Origin of the sequence: Acinetobacter sp. ANC 4805 (assembly GCF_022549495.1) — a bacterium.
In the GTDB taxonomy this organism is placed as follows: Bacteria; Pseudomonadota; Gammaproteobacteria; order Pseudomonadales; family Moraxellaceae; genus Acinetobacter.
In genome coordinates, this window is the sequence record NZ_JAKZGD010000007.1 from 167,100 (window position 1) to 186,826 (window position 19,727).

18 protein-coding genes are annotated in these 19,727 nt (G+C 37.6%); 12 read left to right on the top strand and 6 right to left on the bottom strand.

Annotated elements, in window-relative coordinates; genetic code table 11:
* Positions 1–4 precede the first annotated feature (4 nt).
* From uppS to lpxA, 9 genes are read left to right on the top strand one after another with little or no spacing between them, the layout of a single operon-like run.
* Positions 5–754, top strand: coding sequence for a polyprenyl diphosphate synthase (gene uppS / locus MMP60_RS11270; RefSeq protein ID WP_241336342.1), 750 nt, complete (start codon positions 5–7; stop codon positions 752–754).
* A 2-nt stretch (positions 755–756) separates the two neighbouring features.
* Positions 757–1,584 carry a phosphatidate cytidylyltransferase gene (locus MMP60_RS11275; protein WP_241336343.1) on the top strand — a complete coding sequence of 276 codons (828 nt, stop codon included), beginning with the start codon at positions 757–759 and terminating at the stop codon, positions 1,582–1,584.
* Positions 1,585–2,781 (top strand): 1-deoxy-D-xylulose-5-phosphate reductoisomerase, encoded by a 1,197-nt coding sequence (gene ispC, locus MMP60_RS11280; protein ID WP_241336344.1) that lies wholly within the window; start codon positions 1,585–1,587, stop codon positions 2,779–2,781.
* Positions 2,782–2,786: 5 nt separating this feature from the next.
* A complete protein-coding gene (rseP, locus tag MMP60_RS11285) occupies positions 2,787–4,142 on the top strand; it encodes an RIP metalloprotease RseP (RefSeq protein WP_241336345.1) in 1,356 nt (451 codons plus the stop codon).
* Between the two features lie 36 nt (positions 4,143–4,178).
* The gene (gene bamA, locus MMP60_RS11290; protein WP_241336346.1) at positions 4,179–6,692 is read left to right on the top strand and encodes an outer membrane protein assembly factor BamA; all 2,514 of its coding nucleotides are present in this window, start codon (positions 4,179–4,181) and stop codon (positions 6,690–6,692) included.
* Positions 6,693–6,734: 42 nt separating this feature from the next.
* On the top strand, positions 6,735–7,235 hold the full coding sequence (locus MMP60_RS11295) for an OmpH family outer membrane protein (RefSeq protein ID WP_241336347.1): 501 nt from the start codon (positions 6,735–6,737) through the stop codon (positions 7,233–7,235).
* A 3-nt stretch (positions 7,236–7,238) separates the two neighbouring features.
* Complete coding sequence (gene lpxD / locus MMP60_RS11300) at positions 7,239–8,309, top strand: UDP-3-O-(3-hydroxymyristoyl)glucosamine N-acyltransferase (RefSeq protein ID WP_241336348.1); 1,071 nt, start codon at positions 7,239–7,241, stop codon at positions 8,307–8,309.
* A 6-nt stretch (positions 8,310–8,315) separates the two neighbouring features.
* Positions 8,316–8,801, top strand: a complete 486-nt coding sequence (fabZ, locus tag MMP60_RS11305) for a 3-hydroxyacyl-ACP dehydratase FabZ (protein WP_241336349.1) — start codon at positions 8,316–8,318, stop codon at positions 8,799–8,801.
* Positions 8,798–9,586 (top strand): acyl-ACP--UDP-N-acetylglucosamine O-acyltransferase, encoded by a 789-nt coding sequence (lpxA, locus tag MMP60_RS11310; RefSeq protein ID WP_241336350.1) that lies wholly within the window; start codon positions 8,798–8,800, stop codon positions 9,584–9,586. Before fabZ ends, lpxA begins: the two co-directional genes overlap by 4 nt.
* A gap of 48 nt (positions 9,587–9,634) precedes the next feature.
* On the opposite strand, the gene MMP60_RS11315 is transcribed toward lpxA, so the two are convergent.
* The gene (locus MMP60_RS11315; protein WP_241336351.1) at positions 9,635–10,591 is read right to left on the bottom strand and encodes an AraC family transcriptional regulator; all 957 of its coding nucleotides are present in this window, start codon (positions 10,589–10,591) and stop codon (positions 9,635–9,637) included.
* 164 nt (positions 10,592–10,755) lie between these two features.
* Here MMP60_RS11315 and MMP60_RS11320 point away from each other — a divergent pair, with 164 nt between their 5' ends.
* A complete protein-coding gene (locus tag MMP60_RS11320; protein WP_241336352.1) occupies positions 10,756–12,000 on the top strand; it encodes an alkane 1-monooxygenase in 1,245 nt (414 codons plus the stop codon).
* Between the two features lie 157 nt (positions 12,001–12,157).
* On the top strand, positions 12,158–13,510 hold the full coding sequence (gene gorA, locus MMP60_RS11325) for a glutathione-disulfide reductase (RefSeq protein ID WP_241336353.1): 1,353 nt from the start codon (positions 12,158–12,160) through the stop codon (positions 13,508–13,510).
* Positions 13,511–13,589: 79 nt separating this feature from the next.
* On the opposite strand, the gene MMP60_RS11330 is transcribed toward gorA, so the two are convergent.
* The 5 genes from MMP60_RS11330 to MMP60_RS11350 form a co-directional block, all read right to left on the bottom strand.
* Positions 13,590–14,219 carry a hypothetical protein gene (locus MMP60_RS11330; protein WP_241336354.1) on the bottom strand — a complete coding sequence of 210 codons (630 nt, stop codon included), beginning with the start codon at positions 14,217–14,219 and terminating at the stop codon, positions 13,590–13,592.
* 62 nt (positions 14,220–14,281) lie between these two features.
* A complete protein-coding gene (locus MMP60_RS11335; RefSeq protein WP_241336355.1) occupies positions 14,282–15,481 on the bottom strand; it encodes an acyl-CoA dehydrogenase family protein in 1,200 nt (399 codons plus the stop codon).
* Positions 15,482–15,503: 22 nt separating this feature from the next.
* Positions 15,504–16,790, bottom strand: coding sequence for an acyl-CoA dehydrogenase family protein (locus tag MMP60_RS11340; RefSeq protein ID WP_241336407.1), 1,287 nt, complete (start codon positions 16,788–16,790; stop codon positions 15,504–15,506).
* 237 nt (positions 16,791–17,027) lie between these two features.
* Positions 17,028–18,401 carry an AarF/ABC1/UbiB kinase family protein gene (locus tag MMP60_RS11345; protein ID WP_241336356.1) on the bottom strand — a complete coding sequence of 458 codons (1,374 nt, stop codon included), beginning with the start codon at positions 18,399–18,401 and terminating at the stop codon, positions 17,028–17,030.
* 193 nt (positions 18,402–18,594) lie between these two features.
* Entirely contained in the window at positions 18,595–18,900 is a 306-nt protein-coding gene (locus tag MMP60_RS11350; protein WP_241336357.1) for a hypothetical protein, read from the bottom strand.
* Between the two features lie 161 nt (positions 18,901–19,061).
* Here MMP60_RS11350 and ybaK point away from each other — a divergent pair, with 161 nt between their 5' ends.
* Positions 19,062–19,529, top strand: coding sequence for a Cys-tRNA(Pro) deacylase (gene ybaK / locus MMP60_RS11355; RefSeq protein WP_241336358.1), 468 nt, complete (start codon positions 19,062–19,064; stop codon positions 19,527–19,529).
* Positions 19,530–19,727 lie beyond the last annotated feature (198 nt).

The following is a 19,727-nucleotide window of genomic DNA, read 5'->3' on the forward strand; positions in this document are numbered from 1 at the left end:
TTTTATGACCTTGCAAGAAGATCAGCTTCTTCCTCAGCATGTTGCCATCATCATGGATGGCAACAATCGCTTTGCCAAAAAAATGCAAATGCAAAAAGGTGATGGGCATCGTGAAGGCAAAAATGTCTTAGATCCAATTGTTGAGCATTGTAAAAGCGTCGGTGTGAAAGCCTTAACTATTTTTGCATTTTCAAGTGAAAACTGGAATCGACCGCAGTATGAAGTTGATTTACTCATGAAATTGTTGGAAGAAACAATTCATGAACAACTTCCACGTATGGAAAAGTTCAATATTGCACTACGTTTTATCGGAGATCGTTCACGACTTTCTGATCATTTGAGTGCTTTGATGCATTATGCAGAACAAAAAACAGCTGCTTTTGACTCCATGACCTTAACTATTGCGATTAGTTATGGTGGTATGTGGGATATGGCGCATGCGGCAAAGTCTATAGCTGAGGATGTTCTTGCTGGAAAAGTTCAAACAAATCAGATAAATGTTGATTTATTTGATAAATATGTCAGTTTAAATGATCTACCTGCTGTGGATTTGTTAATCCGTACAGGAGGTGATTATCGTTTGTCTAATTTCTTACTGTGGCAAGCTGCTTACGCAGAACTGTATTTTACAGAAACATTATGGCCAGAGTTTACCGTAGAAGAGTTAGATCACGCATTTCGTGTTTTTTCAGGGCGTGAGCGACGTTTTGGTAAGACGACAGAACAAATTCAACAAGCGAAAATAGAGAATTAATAATGTTAGAGCGGATTATTACCGCATTGGTGTTAGTTGCTGTTGTTTTAAGTTGCATGTTTGCAACGCAATCACATTATCCAATGTTTATGCTTATGATTTTAGCGGCTGGAGTTGCAGGCTATGAGTGGTTTAAGCTTATGCCTCGTCAAGCAGCGATTGTTTCAAAACCTAAAGCTTGGATATATGGGGGATGTGTAGCACTTGTTTCAACACTCGCATTATTTTTTGATGATGTTGCATTACTACTTTGGGCAGCATCTATTCTTACATGGTTAGGTAGTATTTACTGGGTTAAAAGCTTCCCAGAGTCGGATAATTGGTACAATGTTTCGTTGTATATCATTGGATTTATCTTAATTTCTGCTGCTGTGACCGCACTTTATGCTGTTTGGCATAGTTCTCCGTGGTGGTTGATGTATTTGTTCCTCTTGGTTTGGGGGGCAGATAGTGGTGCTTATTTTGTAGGTCGTAAATTTGGGAAGAAAAAGCTTGCGCCAAGTGTTAGCCCAAATAAATCAGTTGAAGGATTATATGGAGGAATTGCAACAACTGTGATAATCATGTTTGTTGTGCAATATTTCTATTTAAATTTAACGACAATCCAGCTCATTTTATTCTTAATTCTTTCAATTATTACCGTATTTGCATCAGTATTAGGTGACTTATTTGAGTCGATGATCAAACGCCGTGCTGGAATCAAAGATTCTGGTCGTGTACTTCCAGGTCATGGTGGGGTATTAGATCGAATTGATTCACTTCTTGCAGCAGCACCTATTTTTGCAACTGGTATGTATGTATTGGTAAAACTTATTGGTGTAGATCTTTAAATGACACAAGCTGTTTGTATATTGGGTGTTACGGGTTCAATTGGGCAAAGTACCTTAAAAGTATTGGAGCGGCACCCAGACCAATACTCTGTCTATGCAGTTTCTGCATATAGTCGTTTAGATGAATTACTCGAAATATGTAAAAAATATCATCCAAAAGTTGTTGTTGTTCCTCAAGTCAAAGCATTTGAACTTCAGCAACGTTTGCATCAAGAAAATCTAAAAAATATTGAAATATTAACAGATGAAGCAGGCTTAATTGCGATTGCTGAACATACCGATGTTGATATTGTCATGGCTGCGATCGTAGGTGCTGCTGGCTTATTACCAACACTTGCGGCAGTTAAAGCAGGCAAACGTGTGTTACTTGCAAATAAGGAAGCATTGGTGATGTCGGGTGACATTATGATGCAGGCAGCACGCGATCATAATGCATTATTACTTCCTGTCGATTCTGAGCATAATGCGATTTTTCAGTCCTTACCTCATAATTATTTACAAATTGAAAGGACGGGGCAGCCCCAATTAGGTGTTTCTGGAATTTTATTAACAGCTTCTGGTGGTCCGTTTTTGAATCACTCACTAGAACAATTGCATGATGTAACGCCACAACAGGCTTGTAAGCACCCGAATTGGTCAATGGGGCAAAAAATCTCGGTAGATTCAGCGACTTTGATGAATAAAGGTTTGGAATTGATCGAAGCGTGTCATTTGTTTTCAATATCAGAACATTTTGTTACAGTTGTTGTTCATCCACAAAGTATTATTCATTCCATGGTGCAATATGTGGATGGATCAACTTTGGCACAAATGGGTAACCCAGACATGTGTACGCCAATTGCGCACGCATTAGCATGGCCGCAACGTTTAATGACGGATGTTCCTGCTTTAAATCTGTTCGAAACAGCTCAATTAAATTTTCAGGCACCTGATAATATTAAATTCCCAGCTTTAAATTTAGCTCGTCAAGCCATGCGTGCTGGTGGGTTAGCCCCTACAATTTTGAATGCTGCCAATGAGATCGCGGTTGCTGCATTTTTAAAAGGACAAATTCGATTTACTGAAATTACGCAAGTGGTCGAGCATACTTTACAAGTTGTACAAAATGCTAAAGCAGAAAGCATAGACATCATCTTGCAGACTGATATGATCGCAAGACGTATTGCAGAGAAGTACATCGTGGGTATAGGGGGTTAAATCGTATGAGTGCACTATTTATGATTGTTGCAGCGATTTTATTATTAGGCCCACTGATTGCGATTCATGAGTTTGGTCATTATTGGGTTGCACGCAAATTAGGCGTTAAGGTATTGGTCTATTCCATCGGTTTTGGACCAACTTTGCTGAAATGGCAATCGAAAAAATCTGGTATCCAATATCAACTTTCTGCATTACCACTTGGTGGTTATGTCAAAATGTTGGATGAGCGAGAAGGTAATGTTGCTGAGCAAGATTTACCTTATGCATTCAATCGAAAATCTCCATGGAAGCGTATCGCAATTGTTGCAGCTGGACCGCTGATTAATCTTATTTTTGCTGTTTTATTGTTTTGGATTTTGTTTTTACCGGCCCAAGAACAGCTCAATACCCGTATTGGCAAAATTATGCCAAATACACCTGCTGCCCAAGTTGATTTACATGTTGGCGATAAAGTGGTGATGGTGGATGGTCAAACAACTGCAACATGGGAAAAACTGAATTACGCTTTGGTTAATCGCGTTGGAGAGACTGGTCAAGTTTCGATTGTTGTTGATCGTGCGGGAACTGAAAAACAATACAACTTGCCAATTAAAGACTTTTTAAAAGATCAAAGCCAATCTCCATTAGATGTATTGGGTTTCTTACCTTACCGTCCATTTATTTCAGCGACTGTAAAGGAATTGAGCCCAGATGGCGCTGCAATACGCCAAGGCATGAAAGTGGGTGATCGCATTGTCGCAATTGATAATGTTGCAATGAAAGATTGGTTTGATGTTGTGAATGTTGTGCAAGATTCACCTGAAAAACTTTTGAATATTGATGTAATGCGTCAAGGTCAACTTGTACATTTACAGGTGATGCCGCAAGGTCAGCGCGATAATATGGGAAATATAAGTGGTGTACTTGGGGTGAAAAGTGATGCGGGTAAAATCACGATTCCCAATGAATACAAACAAACCATTCAGTATTCACCTATAGAAGCATTAGGCGTTGCTGTTGAAAAAACGACACAATTGTCGGGTATGATTTTTAGCTCCATCACCAAAATGGTACGTGGATTGATTGGATTAGATAATTTATCGGGTCCAATCACCATTGCAAAAGTTGCTGGTCAAAGTGCTGAAATGGGATGGCAAACTTTCATTTCATTCATGGCGTTGATGAGTGTAAGTTTGGGCATCCTAAATTTATTACCAATTCCGATGCTTGATGGTGGTCATTTAGTTTATTACTTTATCGAAGCAATTCGTGGTAAACCTGTTTCTGAACAAATACAAATGTTTGGTCTAAAAGTTGGTATGGTACTGCTCGGTAGCATGATGCTTTTGGCTTTATTTAACGACTTCATGCGTTTATAAAAAAACGCAAACGGAATTTAACTTACTGGAAAATATATGGGCATGCGTCACACACATTTATTAATGCCTTTGGCACTGGTTAGTGCGATGGCAGTGGTACAACAAGCATACGCAGCAGATGAGTTTCTTGCACAAGATATACGAATTGATGGCCTCGTGCGTTTAACACCTGCAAGTATCTATTCTATGTTACCAATAAATAGTGGCGATAGAGTAAGTGATCCTGTGATTGCTGAGGCAATCCGTACTTTATATGCTTCAGGTTTATTTGATGACATTAAAGCCTATAAAGAAAAAGATGTACTGGTCTTTAAAGTTGTTGAGCGTCCAATTATTTCTAAATTGGAATTTAAAGGTAATAAGCTGATTCCTAAAGAAGCCTTAGAGCAAGGTTTAAAGAAAATGGGGATCGCAGAGGGTGAAGTCTTTAAAAAGTCGGCATTACAGATTATTGAGACTGAACTTGAGCAGCAATATACTCAACAAGGTCGTTATGATGCTGATGTAACGGTTGATACCATTGCTCGTCCAAATAACCGTGTCGAATTAAAACTTAATTTTAATGAAGGTACGGCAGCAAAAGTTTTTGATATTAATATCATTGGTAATACTGTATTTAATGATAGTGATATTAAACAAGCATTTGCTGTAAAAGAAAGTGGTTGGGCATCAATTGTTACACGTAATGATCGTTATGCACGTGAAAAAATGGCTGCAAGTTTAGAAGCATTGCGTGCATTGTATCTAAATAAAGGTTATATCAACTTTAATATTATTAACTCTCAATTGAATATTAGTGAAGATAAAAAGCATATTTTTATTGAAGTTTCAGTTGATGAAGGCAGTCAGTTTAAGTTTGGTGAAACGAAATTTTTAGGTGATGCACTTTATAAGCCTGAAGAATTAAAGGCACTTAAACTGTATAAAGATGGTGAAACTTATTCACAAGAAAAAGTAAATGCGGTGAAGCAATTACTACTTCGTAAATATGGTAATGCAGGTTATTACTATGCTGAAGTGAATGTTGTACCTGAAATTAACAATCAAACTGGTATCGTAAACCTCAATTATTACATTAATCCTGGTCAGCAAGTAACGGTTCGCCGGATTAACTTTGCTGGTAATACCAAAACTGCTGATGAAGTATTACGTCGTGAAATGCGCCAAATGGAAGGTGCATTAGCAAGTAATGAAAAAATTGATTTGTCTAAAGTACGTTTAGAGCGTACAGGCTTCTTTAAAACAGTTGATGTCAAGCCAGTTCGTGTCCCTAACTCACCAGATCAAGTTGATTTAACGGTGAATGTTGAAGAACAGCATTCAGGTACAACGACGCTTGCTGTTGGTTATTCTCAAAATGGTGGTGTGACATTCCAAGCTGGTTTGAGTCAAACCAACTTTATGGGAACAGGCAATCGTGTTGCGATTGACTTATCTCGTTCTGAGACGCAAGACTATTATAACCTAAGTGTGACTGACCCGTATTTCACCATTGATGGTGTGAGCCGTGGTTATAATATGTATTATCGTAAAACCAAGTTAAGTGAAAGCTATAACGTTAATAACTACGTGACGGATAGTGTTGGTGGTAGTTTGAGCTTTGGCTATCCGATTGATGAAAACCAAAGTGTGAGTGCATCTTTAGGTATTGATCAAACTAAAGTAAGAACTGGTCCAAGTGTTTCTACTTATATTCGTGATTATTTATTGGCGAATGGTGGTAAAGCAACTGCGCAAAATACTTATTGTCCTGAAGATCAATTAGATAAAGATTTGGATGGTAATTACAATGGTAAGTGTAAACCAGGCGGTGAAATTACTTATAACAGCGCTTTTGAAGGTGAGTTCCTAACATATACATTGAATTTAGGCTGGTCATATAACACATTGAATAGACCAGTTTTCCCAACTTCTGGTATGTCACACCGTGTTGGTCTAGAAGTCGGTCTACCTGGTAGTGACGTTGACTACCAAAAAATGACTTATGATGCTCAGGCATTTAAATCATTACCTATGGGATTTGTACTTAGAGGTTATGGCAAGTTAGGTTATGGTAATGATCTGCCATTCTATAAAAACTTCTATGCAGGTGGTTATGGTTCGGTACGTGGTTATGACAATAGCTCATTGGGTCCAAAGTACCCAAGTGTAATTTTCCAAGCAACGGGTAAAAATGATCCAGATCCTGAAGAAGTTGGTGGTAATGCTTTGATTCAATTCGGAACAGAGTTAGCGCTACCTTTACCATTCAAAGGAGATTGGACACGTCAAATCCGTCCAGTATTGTTTGCCGAAGGTGCTCAAGTATTCGATACGCAATGTAATGTACCAACGGGCAACATTCTAGTAGGTGGTAATACAGTTGATATCAAACAATATTGTAATGACAACTATAAATTTGACTTTAGTAATATGCGTTATAGTGTTGGTGCTGGTTTCACATGGATTACAATGATCGGTCCGTTATCATTAAGTTATGCCTATCCGCTTAATGAAAAGAGTGGTGATAATACCAAGTCTATTCAATTTGAAATTGGTCGTACTTTCTAAGTACGACCCTCTATTATTTTCTAAAATATAAAGGATGAAATAATGAAAACATTAACAATGCTAATGCTAGGCTTAGGTTTAACGGTTTCTGCAGTCACAAATGCTGGTGGTATTGGAGTTGTGGATTTGACTCGTGTTGTTGAAAGTAGTACTTATTTGAAACAGCAGAACGCAACTCTAAGCCAATCAGTTAAGCCGACTTCTACTAAGTTGGAGCAACTTGGTAAAGAGCTTGAAAGTATGCAACAAAAGGCTCAAGTTGATGGTCCAAAGATGAATCAAGCAGATATTCAAAAAATGACTGGATTGTATCAAGCAAAATTGAATGAGTTTAATACGACGCAACAAGGTTTACAGACCAAAGTCCAATCTACACTACAGTCAATGAATACTGCTTTTGAAGCTAAAGTGAAGCAAGCTGCTGAACAATTAAGAAAAGAAAATAATTTAGATCTTATTTTGAATAAAAATTCAACGATTGCCTCTGACGCTCAGTATGATTTAACTGATAAAATGATCCAAAAGGTCAATGCAATGAAATAATCAATGAATAGACGTCATTATCGTTTAGAAGAAATAGCTCATCTTGTAAAAGGTGAGCTTTTTGGTGATAAAGATTTTAAAATTTCTCATTTAGCAAGTTTAGAGCAGGCACAAAATCAGCATATTTGTTTTGTAAATGGTGATAAATATTTAGCACAGGCAGAAAAAAGTCATGCTGGTGTTTATATTGTTACTGAAAAATCTATGCAACAACTTAAAAATAAGAAGAACTTTATTGTTGTAGAGAATCCCTATTTAGCTTTTGCTATTTTAACGCATGTATTTGAAAAGAAAATAACGCAAAGAGGTATTGAAAGTACCGCACAGATTCATTCTTCTGCCATTATAGCGGATGATGCTTATATTGGGCACTCTGTGGTCATTGGCGAGAATTGTGTTATTGGTCATAATACGATTGTTCAAGCACATACTTTTATTGATGATGATGTTGAAGTGGGCAATGACTGTTTTATTGATGCACACGTGACAATTACTGGTGCAACGAAGTTAAAGGATCGTGTCCGTATACATGCAAATACAGTAATTGGTTCAGAAGGTTTTGGTTTTGCACCTTATCAAGGTAAGTGGCATCGAATTGCTCAGCTCGGTTCGGTTCGAATTGGTAATGATGTACGTATTGGTTCAAATTGTAGTATTGATCGTGGTGCATTAGATGACACAATTATAGAAGATGGGGTCATTATTGATAATCTTGTGCAAATTGCCCATAACGTTTATATCGGTTCGAATACTGCGATTGCAGCAAAAACAGGTATTGCTGGAAGTACTCGGATTGGCAAAAATTGTATTATAGGTGGTGCGTGTGGCATAGTCGGGCATCTAGAAATTACCGATAATGTCACACTTACAGCAATGTCAATGGTCACAAAAAATATTTATGAAGCTGGAACGTATTCTTCAGGTATGGGGCTTTTTGAAAATAATCACTGGAAAAAGACAATTGTACGCTTACGACAATTAGCAGATGTGCCATTGACCCAAATCAGCAAAAGGCTTGATCATATGCAAGCTCAATTAGAGTCCCTTGAATCAACCCTTAAGTTACGTAAATAATTCATTATGATCGAGTCAATTTCTCCCGCATTTACGATGCCTGAATTACCTATGGATATTCTTACCATTCGTGAATATTTACCTCATCGCTATCCTTTTTTGCTTGTAGATCGAGTTACAGACATAACTGAAAATAGTATTGTCGGTTATAAAAATGTATCGATCAATGAAGAGTTTTTACAGGGGCATTTCCCAACATACCCAATTATGCCAGGTGTACTCATTATTGAGGCTTTAGCACAAGTCTCTGGTATATTAGGTTTTGTATTAACGAATCAAAAGCCAAAAGAAGGTTCATTGTTTTTATTTGCTGGTGCAGAGAAAGTACGATTTAAGAAGCAGGTTGTTGCTGGTGACCAGCTTATCTTAAAGTCTGAACTTGTGATGCAAAAACGTGGCATTTACAAGTACAATTGCAAAGCTAGTGTCGACGGTATTGTCGCTGCAACAGCAGAGATCATTATTTCCCACCAAAAAATTGAGCAGACATGAGTAGTCAAAACCTAATTCACCCTACCGCAATTATTGACCCATCTGCAGAAATTGCATCGGATGTGCAGATTGGACCTTATTGTATTATTGGTCCTAATGTAACGATTGATGCTGGGACTAAATTACGTTCACATGTCGTAATTGGTGGTTTTACGAAAATTGGGAAAAACAATGATATTTTCCAGTTTTCAAGCGTTGGGGAAATTTGCCAAGATTTAAAATATCAAGGTGAAGAGACGTGGTTAGAAATTGGGGACAATAACTCTATTCGTGAGCATTGTACATTACATAGAGGGACTATTCAGGATCAAGCAATTACAAAAATTGGTAGCCATAATTTATTTATGGTGAATACGCATATTGCGCATGATTGTGTTATTGGCGATCATAATATTTTTGCTAATAATGTTGGCGTGGCTGGACATGTCCATATAGGTAATCATGTAATTGTTGGTGGTAATGCTGGAATTCATCAATTCTGCCGAATTGATTCCTATAGTATGATTGGTGGTGCGGCATTAATCCTTAAAGATGTTCCTGCATACGTGATGGCATCTGGTAATCCAGCCAGTGCATATGGTATGAATATCGAAGGAATGCGTCGTAAAGGTTGGTCAAGAGATACGATTCAAGGCTTAAGAGAAGCCTATAAGCTTATTTATAAATCTGGTTTGACCACTGAACAAGCGATTGAGCAAATTCGTAATGAAATTTTAGCTAAAACGCCTGAAGCGCAACTTTTTATTGATTCATTAGAAAAATCTACACGTGGTATTGTGCGTTAAGCATATATAAAAACAAAAAAAGACACCTAGGTGTCTTTTTTTATGCGCTTAGCTTTCTGCTTCAATAAACTGTTGTCGGTATTGTTTGGGTGATAACTCAAAAGTCCGTTTAAATGCTTGACTAAAAGCTGTTTCGGAAGAGTAGCCAACTTTATTGGCAATCTGTTGAATGGAGTAATTACTTTTACGTAAATATTGACTGGCTAAACGCATACGATGTTGTTGTAAATAGGCGAGAGGAGATTCACCAATCACCTCATGAAATAAGCTCGCAAACTTTGAACGTGACATACAACATTGTTCGGCAAGTGATTCAACTGTCCATGCATCTTCAGGATGATTATGAATTGCAGCAAGACTATTACTCAGCTCTGGATGATTTAAGGCACTGAGCCAGCCGTGTTGACTAGAAATTTGCTGTATATGATCTCGAATACATTTGATCAATAAAATATTTACGAGGTGATCAATAATAATATCACGACCTGCTTGAATGTTTTGGGTTTCTAAGGCAAGAAAGTGTAAGCCGATTTGTAACCATTCAGGTGCAGTATTATTTCCATGTTGGATATGAATGAGTGATGGTAAAGCTTGAATAAAAGGACGTGCCATGATGGTATCAATCTGACAGCGAACGCTCAGAATCAGATTTTTTTCAGAAGAATTTGTGCCAAATTCAATCGCATCTTCTTTATGCCCATCAAATAATTTTGAGATATCAACTGCGTCAACTAATTTTGTGATGGCATTATCTGCACCTGTATGCGCTTTTCCTGAGGGAATGACGACGATTTCACCTGCATGTGCAGTTAAACTATGTTGTGCATCGACTTGAATAAAAACTGAACCAACTAAAACAATGTATACGATGAGAGCTGTCTGATCTTGACAAACAAAGCTCCATTCTCCTTGAGTTTTCAAGTAGATATATTCAGTGTGATTTAAATGAATATCAGCAAATATTTTACTTAAAGCATCCATATGATTTTTAAATGATGTATTCATTTTAAATTATAGAGAGCTATTGTAATAACTCAATATGTGTTTTTAGGACAAAAACAGGGAGGATTATGCCAAAGACTTTGACATAGGTTTTTTGGACGCTTGCAACTGTCATGAAATTGATAATTCCTCAGAATATATATATATACAAAGACATGGATAAGATGATGAATGCGCCAGTAAATGTTGAGCAAGAACTTACGCCAGTAAGCATTCCAAAGTCAAAATTTGAGTTGGATCGTAAACGTTATTTGTGGGCAATTAGCCCAGCTTTACCAGCAATTGGGATTGGAATTCTAGCAGGCTATCAATTTGCGCCCCGTCCATTGAAAAAAATCTTCGCCTTGGGCGGACCAATTGTTTTACATATCGTCATTCCAACGATTGATACGATCATTGGTAAAGATGCGAATAACCCAACAGATGACGATATTAAGCTGCTTGAAAAAGATCCATATTATTCTCGTTTGGTGAAAAGTTTTATTCCTTTACAATATGCAGCTAATGTTTATGCATGTTATTTGTCAAGTCGCAAAGAAACTTCCCTGTTAGATAAGATTTTGCTTGGTATTTCAATGGGCGCAGTGAATGGTATTGCGATTAATACAGCACATGAATTGAGTCATAAGCATGATCGTATTGATCACATTCTTTCACATTTAGCCCTTGTTCCAACGGGTTATAATCATTTCCGAGTAGAGCATCCTTATGGTCACCATAAGCGTGCTGCGACTCCAGAAGATCCAGCATCTTCACAGATGGGTGAAACATTTTATGAGTTTTGGCTACGTACAGTGATCGGTTCTTTCAAGTCTGCAATTGAAATCGAAACCAATCGTTTAAAACGTAAAGGTAAAGATTTTTGGTCAACTGAGAATGAATTGTTACAAGGTTGGGGCATGAGTGCGGCATTTCATGGTTCAATGATTGGTCTGTTTGGTAAGGGGGTGATTCCTTATTTAGCGACTCAAGCATTCTATGGAATTAGCTTGTTTGAGATTATTAACTATATCGAACACTATGGTTTAAAACGCCAAAAAGATAAGAATGGTAAATATGAACGGACTATGCCAGAACATAGCTGGAACAATAATAATATTGTGACCAATTTATTCTTGTATCAATTGCAACGTCACTCGGATCATCATGCTTATCCGACACGTCCGTTCCAAGCTTTACGTCATTTTGATGAGGCACCAGAATTGCCAAGTGGTTATGCAAGTATGTTATTGCCAGCACTTATTCCACCACTATGGTCTAAAATGATGGATAAGCGTGTATTTGATCACTACAAAGGTGATTTGAATAAAGCCAATATTTATCCAAAACGTCGCGCTAAATTATTCAAGAAATTTGGTGTAGTTGACCAGTCTTTGGCACAAGCTCAGGTTGAAACTGTAACTGCTGAGTGATGTTAAAGCGGGTCTAAGATAAAGCACTAATGAGTTATCATTAGTGCTTTTTATTTTCTTGTATTAAAAGCTTAACCGACAACAGTTTTTGCATCATGTTGCTGTATATCTATTACTTAGAACGAAAATAACGTGTAATCGACTTTATGAGGCAAAAATGACTAAGCATTATGATTATATTGCAATAGGCGGTGGCAGTGGTGGGATTGCATCAGTCAATCGCGCTGCAATGTATGGTAAGAAATGTGCCTTAATTGAAAAAGGTGAGATAGGTGGAACTTGTGTGAATGTTGGGTGTGTCCCGAAAAAAGTAATGTGGTATGCCGCACATATCGCTGAATCGATCCAAAAATATGCTCCTGATTATGGCTTCAATAGCAAAGTTGAATCGTTCGATTGGCAGACACTCGTCAATAACCGCCAAGCCTATATTGAGCGTATTCATCAATCCTACCAAAATAGCCTAAGTAAAAATCAAGTTGACCTCATTCAAGGTGAAGCACGTTTTATTAATGCCCATACTATTGAGGTGAATGGTAAACGATTCACCGCAGACCATATTCTGATTGCTACAGGTACACAGCCATCATTGCCCGATATAGAAGGGGTTGAATATGGTATAGATTCAAATGGTTTCTTTGAACTCACAGCTTTGCCAAAAACAACCGCAGTGATTGGTTCTGGTTATATTGCGGTTGAATTAGCTGGAGTGTTGAATGCTTTAGGTTCTCAGGTTGGATTGTTCATTCGTAAGGATTTACCTGTAAGACGCTTTGATTCTTTTTTAAGTGAAACCTTAGTCGAAGTGATGCAGACAGATGGTATTGCTGTACATACCCAAGCTGTCCCTGAAAAAGTTACCAAAAATGCCGATGGCACAGTCGTGCTGCATTTGGAAAATGGTGAAACCCATAAAGTGGATTGTCTGATTTGGGCAACGGGTCGAGAACCGAATACTACAAGCTTGAATTTAGAAAAAGCCAATGTCCATCTGGATGAACGGGGCTATATTCAAGTCGATAAATTCCAGAACACCTCACAGCAAGGAGTGTATGCGGTGGGCGATATTACGGGGAAAATGGAGCTGACACCTGTGGCTGTTGCAGCAGGGCGAAGATTGTCCGAACGACTCTTTAATCATAAGTCAGATGAACATTTAGATTATGACAATATTCCAACAGTTGTTTTTAGCCACCCTCCAATCGGAACAGTGGGGATTACTGAGCAGGAAGCGATCGAGCAATATGGTCAGGAGGCGGTAAAGGTCTATAATTCATCCTTTACTGCGATGTATAGTGCGATTACTCAACATCGTCAACCAACCAAAATGAAACTGGTCTGTGTGGGCGATAATGAAAAAATTGTCGGTATTCACGGTATTGGTTTTGGCATGGATGAAATTCTTCAAGGCTTTGCTGTTGCCTTAAAAATGGGAGCCACTAAAAAGGACTTTGATAATACTGTTGCGATTCACCCAACCTCAGCAGAAGAGTTTGTGACGATGCGGTAATGATTAAAAAATACCCATTCAATCTAAAGTTTTGAGTATCCAAATCTTACAGAATGCACTGTGTTCAGTGATAAATGAATTAGTTAGCAACGGAGATAAAAAGTAGATGATCTTTTGGATTGTATCTCATATAAATTCGATCAAAATAGATTCTATCTGAAATATTATTTTGTCCTCGAAGTGCTAGAAACTTGCTTTGAATTTCTGGGTCAGTTTTGTATATTTTAGATGTTTGGCAACTTTCTGCAATTTCTTCCACATATTTATTCGAACCATGTACGATAAATGAATCGTGAACTTCGTAATCTTCATGATCTTTTGCATATTCAGGTGGTTGTACATAATGAAAAGTGAGATGGGGTGTCATCCATTTAGTCTTAATTGTTGGTTTAATACAATCAACAAACTGATATTTTAATACAAATTCTGTATTGATTTGTGGAGTTGTAATTCGATATATAGCTATATAATTGGATTCATCTACCCCTTTATGACTGTATTTTAAGATTGGTTGTTCTAAGGTAAATGATGGGTATATTGCTTGAGTAATCTGTGTTATTTGATTGAAATAGATATTTGAGTTTTTTGTTGTGTGATAGTAGTAAAATAGAAAAAGGCACAAATAACATGAAAGAAGAAAAATAAAAATTCCGATACAAACAGTGAGTAGTATCTTGAGAAATTGTTTAATTTTTTCTAGCTTTAACATAACAATTTTAAATATTAAAATGATCAGAAAAGACAATATCGTCTTTTCTGATCGAAAACCATTTATTTCAATTCACTCGAAGATTTACCCAATTCGCGACGAGCAATGATGAGCTGTTGAATTTGTTGTGTACCTTCAAAGATATCCAGAATTTTTGAGTCACGTGCCCATTTTTCTAATAACTCATCTTCGCCATAGCCCACACTTGCAGCTAATTCGACGCATTTGAGTGTAATTTCATTACCGACACGTCCAGCTTTAGCTTTGGCAATCGAAGCTTCTTTAGAGTTTGGCTTTTTATTGTCCGCCATCCATGTGGATTTAATCATCAGCAAACGAGCAGCTTCCCACTCAGCTTCCATACGATAGATCTGTGCAGCTAAGTTTGAAGTTTGCAAATAAGGGGTTTTATAGTCGGGGTCAAGTTGGTCTTTAAAGATTTCCTTGATACGTTCTAATGATGCTTTGGCACAACCAATTGCCATTGCAGCAACCAATGGACGTGTATTGTCAAAGGTTTCCATAACCCCCGCAAAACCTTTCGCCACATCAATTTCAGGATTACCTAATAAGTTAGCAGCAGGCACACGACAGTCAATAAAGCTAATGACCGCCGTATCAGATGCTTTAATCCCAAGTTTATGTTCCAAGCGCTCGACTTTCATACCTGCTGTGCCTTTCGGTACAACGAAGGATTTGATGGCAGCACGACCAAGCTTTTTATCTAATGTTGCCCAAACTACAACAGAGTCTGCACGATCACCAGAAGTAACAAAGATTTTTTCACCATTCAAGATATATTCGTCACCATCTTGGGTGGCAGTCGTACGAATTGCAGCAGAGTCTGAACCGCAACCTGGTTCTGTAATCGCCATTGCTGCCCACGTGCCTTTAAAGCGTTCAAGCTGTTCATCATTTGCAACGGCAGCAATCGCAGAGTTTCCTAAGCCTTGACGTGGCATACTGAGCAATAAACCTGTATCGCCATAACACATTTCAATAATACCCAACGCAGTGGACATATTATTGCCATTTTTATTACCAGTTTCTGTTTCACCACGTTTGCCAACCGCAGCACCTGCATTAATGCCTTCGCCACCCTCATTCATACCATCAATTAATGACGCTAACATATCCAATTCTTTCGGATAAGCATGTTCAGCTTTATCATATTTGCGTGAGATCGGGCGTAGCACATTCAACGCAACTTCATGTGCTTGATCGACCATCATTTTGAATTTTTTAGGACTTTGTAAGTTCATTGTATTCTCCTTAGGTGGTCAATTAAGCATGTAAGCCAGAATGTAAGATTGCTGTTGCACGTAGATCGCGATACCAACGTTCAACAGGGTGTTCTTTGGTAAAGCCATGTCCACCTAAGATTTGTACCCCATCCGTACCAATTTTCATTGATTTTTCAGCACAGAGTAAGCGAGCGAGATAGGCTTCACGATGAAAAGGTTTACCTGTTTCTGCCAAGCTTGCCGCATTTAAAACCAACATACGCATCGCATCAATTTCAATTGCCATATCCGCAATCATAAAGGCGACACTTTGACGGTGGGAGATCGGTTCACCAAAGGCAGTACGCTCATTGGCATATTTGATACAGTAAGCTTTGATGGCTTCACAGGTACCGATTGCCATGGCACACCACATCAAGTTACCGAGGTCGACAAATGCAGTGTAATCGAAGTCAGCATCACCTAAGCGCAAGGCAGGGGTTTGATTGAATTGAAGAGTCGCCGTTTCAGTGGCTTTTAAGCCCATCGCAGGATTAGCTTTGATTGCAATACTTTCATTGCTTTGTACCACGAAAATATCAGGCTGACCGTTAAATTCCGCACTAACAAGGAATACATCAGCAGTATCGCCTAAAACGACTAAGGTTTTTTCACCAGTAATAACGAATTGGCCATTGGTTTCAGTGGCGATTGTTTTTAACTGGTATGGGTTAAAGGCTGGTGTTGCTTCTTGAAAGGCAAAGGTTGCCGTTACATCGGTATCTTCTGCAAACACAGGTAAATACATAGATTGAACTTGGGTTGAACCCCAACGTGTAATCGCATTAATCACACTAAACGTACTGAGTAAGCCTGCGGTTAAACTAAAATCACCTTTTGCAAGGCTTTCAGCAATCAGGATATTACTGACAATATTTTGTTCTGCTGCAACGCCGCCTAAAGCTTCAGGCAGTGCATAATAATTTAGACCGAGATCAACCAAATGCTGCCATAATTCTTCTGGGAATTGTGCATTGTGATCTGCATCATGTGCTAAAGCATATAAAACTTCTTGAGCAAATTGTGACATGGCATCAGCAGTCATTTGCTGTTCTTCAGTTAAACCAAGATCAAACAAATTCTTATTGATTTGATTTGGCAGACGCTGTTTATCGATTGCTTGCGGCTTGAAAGCTTTTTGTGTTTTTGTAAGTACTTTAAAACCTGTTTTTGAGCCTTGATACAATGATTTTTCTACAAATTTTCTTAATTTGAGTTGATCAAGTACATCGCTTCCTGCAATTTTAGTGATCAAAGATAGCCCAAAACCTTGAGCCTTATTCATCATATTCGACATGATTTTATCCTAGAGGATGGTTGTAAAATTATGCTGACATGCTCTAGTTAAAAAAACTATGTCTTGTTTGACATGCTGATTTAAGAAAGATAAAGGGTAATGTAAAGGATTTATGTTTCTTATCTTATTGTTTTTTAATTATTAAAAAAAATTATAAAAAAATAAATTTGAAAAAAATTGACCAAACTGACAAATCAGATTGGTCGAAATGACTTTTATAAATACAAGTTACGCAAACTGACGAATCATTTTACGAACATTGGTCTTTGCTTCAATCACCGTCATGAAAGTATAAGCACCAATAAATTTACGGCTGATAAACATAAATTCTTTAGGTGGAATAGAGAAATAACGAGATGCCATAGATTGAGCTGCTTGTTGCATCACTCGACTATGAAGTTGGCTTTTTTTCCAATCATAGCGTTCCTGATCATCCATCACACCTGTTGGCATGTCAGGATTATTGCTTGGACAACTAAATGCTTCCGTTGCAATCAGAAAAACATCCGCCATTCCAGGTTTAATACTTTCAGGCATTGCATCAAAAAAATCATAGCCTGTCATGGCTTTAACCATTGCATTCTTATCATGGCTATAACCCGCATGAATCAAATTACGAGCAACGGCAAGTAAATTGTCATCAAAATGGCGAATCGCACCAAAGTCGAGTAAAACAATTTTATCTTTTACATCATCACCATTACCTAAACGAACAAGGTAATTACCAAAGTTCGGATCTGTCTGCATTTCACCCCAATCAAATAGTTCTCGTACAGCGATCTCTAACGATGCTTCACCGAGTTGGTTTCTACGTTCTTGAGGGAGAGAGAGCATTACAGGGCTGTTAATGGGCACACCACGCTCGAAGGTCATACACAAAACTTTGTCAGAGCAGAATGCATCAACAATTTGTGGGACAATATATCGTGGGTCATCTTTCAGACGTTCAGCAAAACGCCGTGTTGTCGCTGCTTCAATATCGTAATTGACTTCACGATGCATCATCTCACGAACCTCATCAAACCACTGATCAAATTCACGGGTTTGTGGCACCATACGTGTGAGCTTGAGCATGTTTCTAAAAAGATTCATGTCAGAATCAATTGCTTCAGCGACACCAGGATACTGAATTTTAAGAACCAGTTCTAAACCATCTGATTTACGTGTTGCACGATGAACTTGAGCAAGTGATGCTGTACCGATTGGTTCATGATCAATTGTGAGTTCATCTAATTTTGCACCTAACTGTTCTTGCAAATGTGCCTTGATTGCAGGCCAAGCAAGTGCAACGGTTTGATTATTTAGCGTATTTAAAGCTTGTGTAATTTCTTCAGGTAAGAAATGTTCGCCGTATAAAGCCATCATTTGCCCAATCTTCACGATTGAACCCTTTAGTTTTCCGATCTCAGAAACTAAGTAGTGGGCTTGTTCGGCCATGGCTTTTTTACGCTTTTTCTCTTTTTCTTCTTCACTAGAAAAAATTGAAGTAGCACTAGCAGTCGCCCAACGTGTTCCAGCGAGTAGAGAGGCTTTTGCAATAGATAAGCGACGATCCACAGAGGAGGTTTTTAGATTCTTAAGCTTATCGTTCTGATCTGACATGAAAGAAAAATCCTATGCTGAAATCGGAGGGTTGAAAGCCGAGACTTAAATTCTAGCGGATATTACAGCTTTTGAACGTATTAAAATAGTTCAATCGCTTGAATTATCAGTCTAAATTTGTGAAGTGGGTCAATAAATTAAAATAGCCTAAGTAGGACTTCTATTTTTAATTTAGATTTACTATACAACTGTTCTAAATTCTGAACTGAATTTTTAATGCTGCTTTCCTCATTAAAGCAACGCGATGTGTATCAATATGCGTAATCAACATATGCTTTACATGGCTATGATCAAAGCCCAATGCATGTGCTTTAACGATAATAATACTTGGTAATGTAAAGAAAAAATACTTGGTGTCGTCTAAAGTCGCATCTTTAAAAATACCTTCTTCAATCAGTGTATTTCGAAGAAATTGTTTTTCTGCTTGTACCGTAGAAGATGATTCATCATCCCAATAATTTTGACGCATTGCCATTAAATTATTATGTGTATAACTCATGAGTAGATTGAGCCTATTTATTTCATCGTTAGCAAATATATGAGGTTGTACGAGGATTTATCAAGAATAGATTTATAAAATAGCCTAAGCAAATTTAATTTTTAATTTTGGAATGCTAAACTTATACAACACTTAATTTGAAACAGAAACTCTGAATCACTATGACACCTGCTTGTAAATTATTAGAAAAGAATAAAATAGCATTCTCTATTCATGAGTATGAACACGATGTAAATGCAAAAAGTTTTGGGCTAGAAGCAGCAGAGAAGTTGAATTTAAAAGTGGAAGAGGTGTTTAAAACCTTGATGGTGACAGATGAAAAAAACTATTTCATTGCGATTTTACCTGTCAATTATCAACTTAATCTTAAAAAAGTTGCTGCGGCAATTGGCTGTAAAAAATTGCAAATGGCAAATCCAAAAGATGCCGAACGTTTAACTGGTTATTTGGTTGGTGGAATTAGTCCATTGGGACAGAAAAAGCGCTTGAAAACCGTGATAGATGAAACCGCGAAATCATTTTCAAAGATCTATGTCAGTGGTGGTAAGAGGGGACTAGATATTGGACTTGACCCTCAAGATTTGGCTCAATTATTAAATGCTGTATTTATGGATATCCTTGATATTTAGTTGGAATCCTATAAAAATCCATCATTTATCCATTGTTTTCTGATAAGTAAAGCCTATCATAAATGAGAATATTATCATTTAAACTCATAGTAAAATTGAGGTCTTTTGCCACATTTTTTAATCTATCTAAAATAAAAATCAATTAATTCAATATTTTGACCAAAGAGTTCTTTTTTTGAATTCCTATTGAAATATTAA

Coding starts and splice junctions, on each gene's coding strand:
- uppS (WP_241336342.1), top strand. CDS start 5: ATGACCTTGCAAGAAGATCAGCTTCTTCCTCAGCATGTTGCCATCATC.
- MMP60_RS11275 (WP_241336343.1), top strand. CDS start 757: ATGTTAGAGCGGATTATTACCGCATTGGTGTTAGTTGCTGTTGTTTTA.
- ispC (WP_241336344.1), top strand. CDS start 1,585: ATGACACAAGCTGTTTGTATATTGGGTGTTACGGGTTCAATTGGGCAA.
- rseP (WP_241336345.1), top strand. CDS start 2,787: ATGAGTGCACTATTTATGATTGTTGCAGCGATTTTATTATTAGGCCCA.
- bamA (WP_241336346.1), top strand. CDS start 4,179: ATGGGCATGCGTCACACACATTTATTAATGCCTTTGGCACTGGTTAGT.
- MMP60_RS11295 (WP_241336347.1), top strand. CDS start 6,735: ATGAAAACATTAACAATGCTAATGCTAGGCTTAGGTTTAACGGTTTCT.
- lpxD (WP_241336348.1), top strand. CDS start 7,239: ATGAATAGACGTCATTATCGTTTAGAAGAAATAGCTCATCTTGTAAAA.
- fabZ (WP_241336349.1), top strand. CDS start 8,316: ATGATCGAGTCAATTTCTCCCGCATTTACGATGCCTGAATTACCTATG.
- lpxA (WP_241336350.1), top strand. CDS start 8,798: ATGAGTAGTCAAAACCTAATTCACCCTACCGCAATTATTGACCCATCT.
- MMP60_RS11315 (WP_241336351.1), bottom strand. CDS start 10,591: ATGAATACATCATTTAAAAATCATATGGATGCTTTAAGTAAAATATTT.
- MMP60_RS11320 (WP_241336352.1), top strand. CDS start 10,756: ATGAATGCGCCAGTAAATGTTGAGCAAGAACTTACGCCAGTAAGCATT.
- gorA (WP_241336353.1), top strand. CDS start 12,158: ATGACTAAGCATTATGATTATATTGCAATAGGCGGTGGCAGTGGTGGG.
- MMP60_RS11330 (WP_241336354.1), bottom strand. CDS start 14,219: ATGTTAAAGCTAGAAAAAATTAAACAATTTCTCAAGATACTACTCACT.
- MMP60_RS11335 (WP_241336355.1), bottom strand. CDS start 15,481: ATGAACTTACAAAGTCCTAAAAAATTCAAAATGATGGTCGATCAAGCA.
- MMP60_RS11340 (WP_241336407.1), bottom strand. CDS start 16,790: ATGATGAATAAGGCTCAAGGTTTTGGGCTATCTTTGATCACTAAAATT.
- MMP60_RS11345 (WP_241336356.1), bottom strand. CDS start 18,401: ATGTCAGATCAGAACGATAAGCTTAAGAATCTAAAAACCTCCTCTGTG.
- MMP60_RS11350 (WP_241336357.1), bottom strand. CDS start 18,900: ATGAGTTATACACATAATAATTTAATGGCAATGCGTCAAAATTATTGG.
- ybaK (WP_241336358.1), top strand. CDS start 19,062: ATGACACCTGCTTGTAAATTATTAGAAAAGAATAAAATAGCATTCTCT.